This is a genomic window from Microbacterium sp. H6, from assembly GCF_003314775.1.
GTDB lineage: Bacteria > Actinomycetota > Actinomycetes > Actinomycetales > Microbacteriaceae > Microbacterium > Microbacterium oxydans.
In genome coordinates this window covers 15,473-20,272 of record NZ_QOAY01000151.1, presented here as the reverse complement: position 1 = coordinate 20,272, position 4,800 = coordinate 15,473, and the positions used below count along the sequence as shown (strand labels likewise).

Here is a 4,800-nt window from a genome sequence, read left to right as displayed (position 1 = left end):
ATCGTCACCGCACTCGTGATCGGTGTGCCCGCCGGTGTCGCCGCCGGTTACTTCGGGGGAGCGTTCGACCGGGTCTCCACATGGATCAGCGATGCCCTGCAGTCGATCCCCGGCATGATCATCCTGCTCGTCGTGGCCGCAGGGTCTCGCAACAATTTCGAACTGCTGATGGCCACCGTCGGCGTGTTCATGGTGCCCGGCTACTTCCGCATCGCCCGCTCGCAGACGCTCGCCGTGCGCAGCGAGCCCTACATCGACGCTGCGAGGGTCTCCGGACTCTCCGACGGACGGATCATCTTCCGCCACGTGATCAAGGCCGTCTATCCGCCCGTGATCATCCAGACGGCGCTGACCGCCGGTATCGCGATGGGCATGCAGGCAGGCCTCCAGTTCCTCGGCATCGGCGACTCCAACGTCCCGAGCTGGGGAGCCATGATGCTGGAGGGCTTCCGCCTCATGCTCACGTATCCGCTCATGCTGCTGTGGCCGTCGGCGGCCCTCGGGCTCACGATCGCGGTGCTCGCGATCATGGGGTCGACGCTCGCCGAGCTGGTGCAGGTGCGCACGCCACGGGTGTCCCGTCGTCGGAAGGACGTCGCCGTCTCCGCTGCCGGGTCCGCCGCCCTCTCCGGACCGAATTCCCCGTCCGGCACGGCGCAGCACGCCGCGGAGGCCTCGGCTCTGCGCGTGGAGAACCTCCGGGTCGTGCACGCCACACCGAACGGCGAGACCGAGGTGGTGCACGGGGTGACCCTCGACGTCGCCCCCGGCGAGGTCGTCGGCATCGTCGGCGAGTCGGGATCCGGGAAGTCGCAGACGGTCTTCTCGGTGCTCGACCTGCTTCCGGCCACCGGGCGGGCGACCGCCGACGCGATCTGGGTCGGTGGTGTCGACGTCACGCAGGCGACACCCGCGCAGCGCCATGCCCTGCTGGGGCGCTCCATCGGCTACGTGCCGCAGGAGCCGATGAGCAACCTCGACCCCTCGTACACGATCGGCCATCAGCTGGTCGAGCCGCTGCGCCGCACGCATGGGCTCAGCAAGGCTGCGGCGAAGGAACGCGCCAGGGCGATGCTCGTGCGAGTGGGCCTCACCGACCCCGACCGGGTGATGCGCAGCTACCCCCACCAGGTGTCGGGAGGCATGGCGCAGCGGGTGCTGATCGCGGGGGCTATCGCAGGCAAGCCGTCGCTCCTCGTCGCCGACGAACCGACGACCGCGCTCGACGTCACGGTGCAGGCCGAGGTGCTGGAGCTGCTGCGCGAGCTGCAGGCGGAGTACGGGATGGCGTTGCTCATCGTCACGCACAACTTCGGCGTCGTGGCGGACATCTGCGATCGGGTGATCGTGATGCGCGGCGGCGACATCGTGGAGTCGGGCCCTGTCGACGACCTCTTCGCCGCCCCTGCCGTCGACTACACGCGAGAACTGATCGCCGCGTCGCTCGACGACGCCGAGGGCAGAGCCGAGCTCGACCGCCGCACGACGGGAGTCCCCGCATGAACCCGCTGCTCGAGGTGAACGACCTGGTCGTGGAATACGGTCGCGGACGGCAGGCCTACCGGGCACTGCACGGCGTCTCGCTCGACATCGCACCCGGGGAGTGCCTCGGTCTGGTCGGAGAGTCCGGGTCGGGGAAGTCGACGCTCGGCAAGGCCATCCTCGGGCTCGCTCCCGTCACAGCCGGCAGCATCCGGTTCGACGGGCGCGAGATCAGCCACCTCGGCACCCGTCATCGCCGAGCGCTCGCCGATGACGTGCAGGTCGTCTTCCAGGACCCCTACGGCTCGCTGAATCCCGCCATGACGATCGGCGACATCCTCGCTGAGCCGCTGCTCACCACCGGCATCGGTGCCAAGGCCGCAGAGGCGAAGGTACGGGAGATGCTCGATCGCGTGCGGCTGCCGTCGACGTCGGTGGACCGGTATCCGAGCGAGTTCTCCGGCGGGCAGAGGCAGCGGGTCGCGATCGCCCGCGCGCTGGTGCGGGGCCCTCGCCTGATCGTGTGCGACGAGCCGGTGAGTGCGCTCGACCTCACCACGCAGGCGACGATCCTCGACCTGTTCATCGAGCTGCAGCGCGACACCGGTGTGGCCTACCTTTTCGTCTCCCACGACCTGGGCGTCGTGCGACGGGTCTGCCATCGGGTCGCGGTGATGTACCGCGGTGAGCTGGTCGAGGTCGGGGAGGGCGAGCAGGTGACCCGTGCCCCCGAGCATCCTTACTCCGAGCGCCTTCGGCTGGCCTCGCCTGTCGCCGACCCGCGCGCCCAGCGCGAACGTCGCGCGCAGTGGCTCGCTCTGCGGGAGGTGCGCGATGCGGCGGTACGGTAGCTCCAGGCCGGAACACTCCACGCAGCAGAATCGGCCGGAAGGACGACATGCCGAAGATCATCGACCACGACCAGCGTCGACGGGACATCGTCGAGGTGGCGAAGAGCATCATCCTGAAGGGCGGATTCGAGGCGGCGACCATGCGCAGCATCGCCGCCGAGGCCGGATTCGCGAACGGTGCCCTGAAGCACTATTTCCCCGGGAAGGAGAGCATCGTCGCCGCCACCTTCGAGACCGTGCTGCTCGAGCACGACACCTGGCTCCAGGAGTCGATCTCCGAGGGCGCGACGCCCGAGCGGATGCTGCAGCAGGTGCTCGAGGGTACGCTGCCGAGCAGTGTCGGGGAGATCGCGAGTGGGCGTGTGCTCCTCGCCCTCTGGGAGTACGCGATGTCGAACGATCAGCTCACGGTGCTCTACCGCACGCATCTCGCGCGGTGGCACGCGATGCTCGTCGAGCGGATGGAGGCGGCGCGCGATGCCGGATCCATCCGGGATCAGGACTATGCGGCCCTCGCGAACGAGTTCATCTCGGTCGCCGTCGGAGCGACGGTGATCAACCTCATGTATCCCGAGGGCGAGCGCATCGCCGACTACGAGGACTACATCCGGAAGTTCCTGGCGCGACTCCGCTGACCGCGAGGCGCCGCATTCGAGAGGAAGGCGCCTCATGACCGCACCACTGTCCGTCTCGCACCATCCGGGAGCGGGGCGTCCTGTCGTGTTCCTGCACGGCCTGGCCTCGAGGGGGCGTCTGGACTGGCCCGAAAGCGAGTGGGACGCCGTTCTCGGCGATCGACCGCGTGTGGTGATCGACCTTCCGGCTCACGGCGACAGCATCGCGCTCGGGACCGCGACGACATCGGCCGTGACCGACACCATCGCCACATCGATCCGTGCGGCCGTCGGTGAGCAGGAGGTCGACCTCGTCGGCTACTCGCTCGGGGCGCGGCTGTCATGGGACCTCGCGTCCCGTCACGACATCGCCGTTCGGCGGCTCGTGCTCGGCGGGCTCAGCGCGGGGGAGCCCTTCTCCTTCGTCGACCTCCCGGCCGCGCGAGCCTCCCTCGCGGACGGCAGCGCGCCGAGGGATCCGCTCACTGGCATGATCCTCGGCATGGTGTCGATGCCGGGCAACCGTCCTGCCGACCTGCTCGATCTGATCGAGGGTCTGGCGGCGGAGCCCTTCGTCGCCGATCGCGGCGGGCCGGGCGTTCCGGTCCTCCTGATCGGTGGAGTCGACGACGGGATGGCGGCGGGGATCGACGACCTCGCGGCGCTGCTACCCGATGCACGGACACGGCGCGTTCCCGGCGACCATCTCGCGGCCCTGCACGCACCGGGGTTCCGGACCGCGGTGCGGGAGTTCCTCGCGGATTGAAGCCCCCTCGACATCCGGCTTCAACCATGATCTTTATTTCCAACATTCGTAGATAATTCGAAAGGCTCGCTCATGACCGAAACCCCCACCGCCGACGCGGCGCGGATCCTCGACATCGCCACCGGCTACATGGCCTCCAAGCAGCTCTTCCAGGCCAGCAGGATCGGCCTGTTCGCCGCGATCGCCGACGGGGCGGACACGGCGGCCGCGATCGCCGAGCGGTGCGCGGTCAGCGAGCGCATCGCGACGCTGCTCGCCGATGCGATGACCGCCAAGGGCCTGCTCACCAGGACCGGCGGACGCTACGCGCTCGCCGAGGATGCCGCCGCGTACCTGGTCGGCGACGAGGCGGCGATCGACCTCGCTCCCTTCCTCACGTTCCTCGACGAGATCAGCTACCCGCACTGGCTGCAGTTCGCGCATACGGTCGACACGACCGAGCCGGGCGACCTGCAGATGGACGACGCCCGCTGGGCGACCTTCATGGCCGGCGTCATGACGTACAACCGTCTGCACGCGCAGGAGTTCGGCCGTCACGTCGACCTCGACGGTGCGACCAGGGTGCTCGACTTCGGCGGCCTGTCCGCCGAGTTCGCGCTGTCCGTCATGGCGGACAACCCCGAGCTGCACACCACGTTCCTCTACGCTCCCGGCTTCGAAGACGGCATCGCCGACGCGGTCGCAGCTGCGGGAGTGCAGGAGCGTGCCACGGTCGAGGTCGGCGACACGGCGACCACCGCTCCCGAGGGAGAGTACGACGCGGTCTTCGCGAACCACGTGATCCACCGCTTCTCCGCCGAGGAGAATGCGCAGATCTTCCGCAACCTGCGGGCGGCTGCCGTCGACGGCGCGACCCTGACCGTGCTCGACTTCTTCCTGGACGAGGATGTGGAGCAGCGCGGGCTCGACGCCCTGCACGCGGGCGAGTACCTCGTGATCGACGGCACCGTCGTCTATCCCGAGACCGAGGTGCGCGGATGGCTCGCCGACGCCGGCTGGTCGGTGCGCGACAAGGTCGCGCTGCCCGGCAGCCCGCGGGTGCTCGTGGCGACTGCGGTGTGAGACTCGTCCCGGCGCCGGGTGACCG

5 protein-coding genes are annotated in these 4,800 nt (G+C 69.2%); all 5 read left to right on the top strand.

The genetic code is table 11. The features are described from left to right. Positions 1-1,503 (top strand): dipeptide/oligopeptide/nickel ABC transporter permease/ATP-binding protein (locus tag DSP71_RS09755; protein WP_258546356.1); only part of this gene is annotated, 1,503 nt, incomplete at its 5' end. After that, positions 1,500-2,333: an ATP-binding cassette domain-containing protein gene (locus DSP71_RS09750; RefSeq protein ID WP_046749686.1), complete on the top strand. Its 834-nt coding sequence runs from the start codon at positions 1,500-1,502 to the stop codon at positions 2,331-2,333. The genes DSP71_RS09755 and DSP71_RS09750, both read left to right, overlap by 4 nt. A gap of 47 nt (positions 2,334-2,380) precedes the next feature. Further along, complete coding sequence (locus DSP71_RS09745) at positions 2,381-2,968, top strand: TetR/AcrR family transcriptional regulator (protein ID WP_046749685.1); 588 nt, start codon at positions 2,381-2,383, stop codon at positions 2,966-2,968. A 34-nt stretch (positions 2,969-3,002) separates the two neighbouring features. Next, entirely contained in the window at positions 3,003-3,713 is a 711-nt protein-coding gene (locus tag DSP71_RS09740; RefSeq protein WP_113680983.1) for an alpha/beta fold hydrolase, read from the top strand. A 72-nt stretch (positions 3,714-3,785) separates the two neighbouring features. Continuing rightward, positions 3,786-4,775, top strand: coding sequence for a methyltransferase dimerization domain-containing protein (locus tag DSP71_RS09735; RefSeq protein WP_058632910.1), 990 nt, complete (start codon positions 3,786-3,788; stop codon positions 4,773-4,775). The last annotated feature ends 25 nt before the right edge of the window (positions 4,776-4,800 follow it).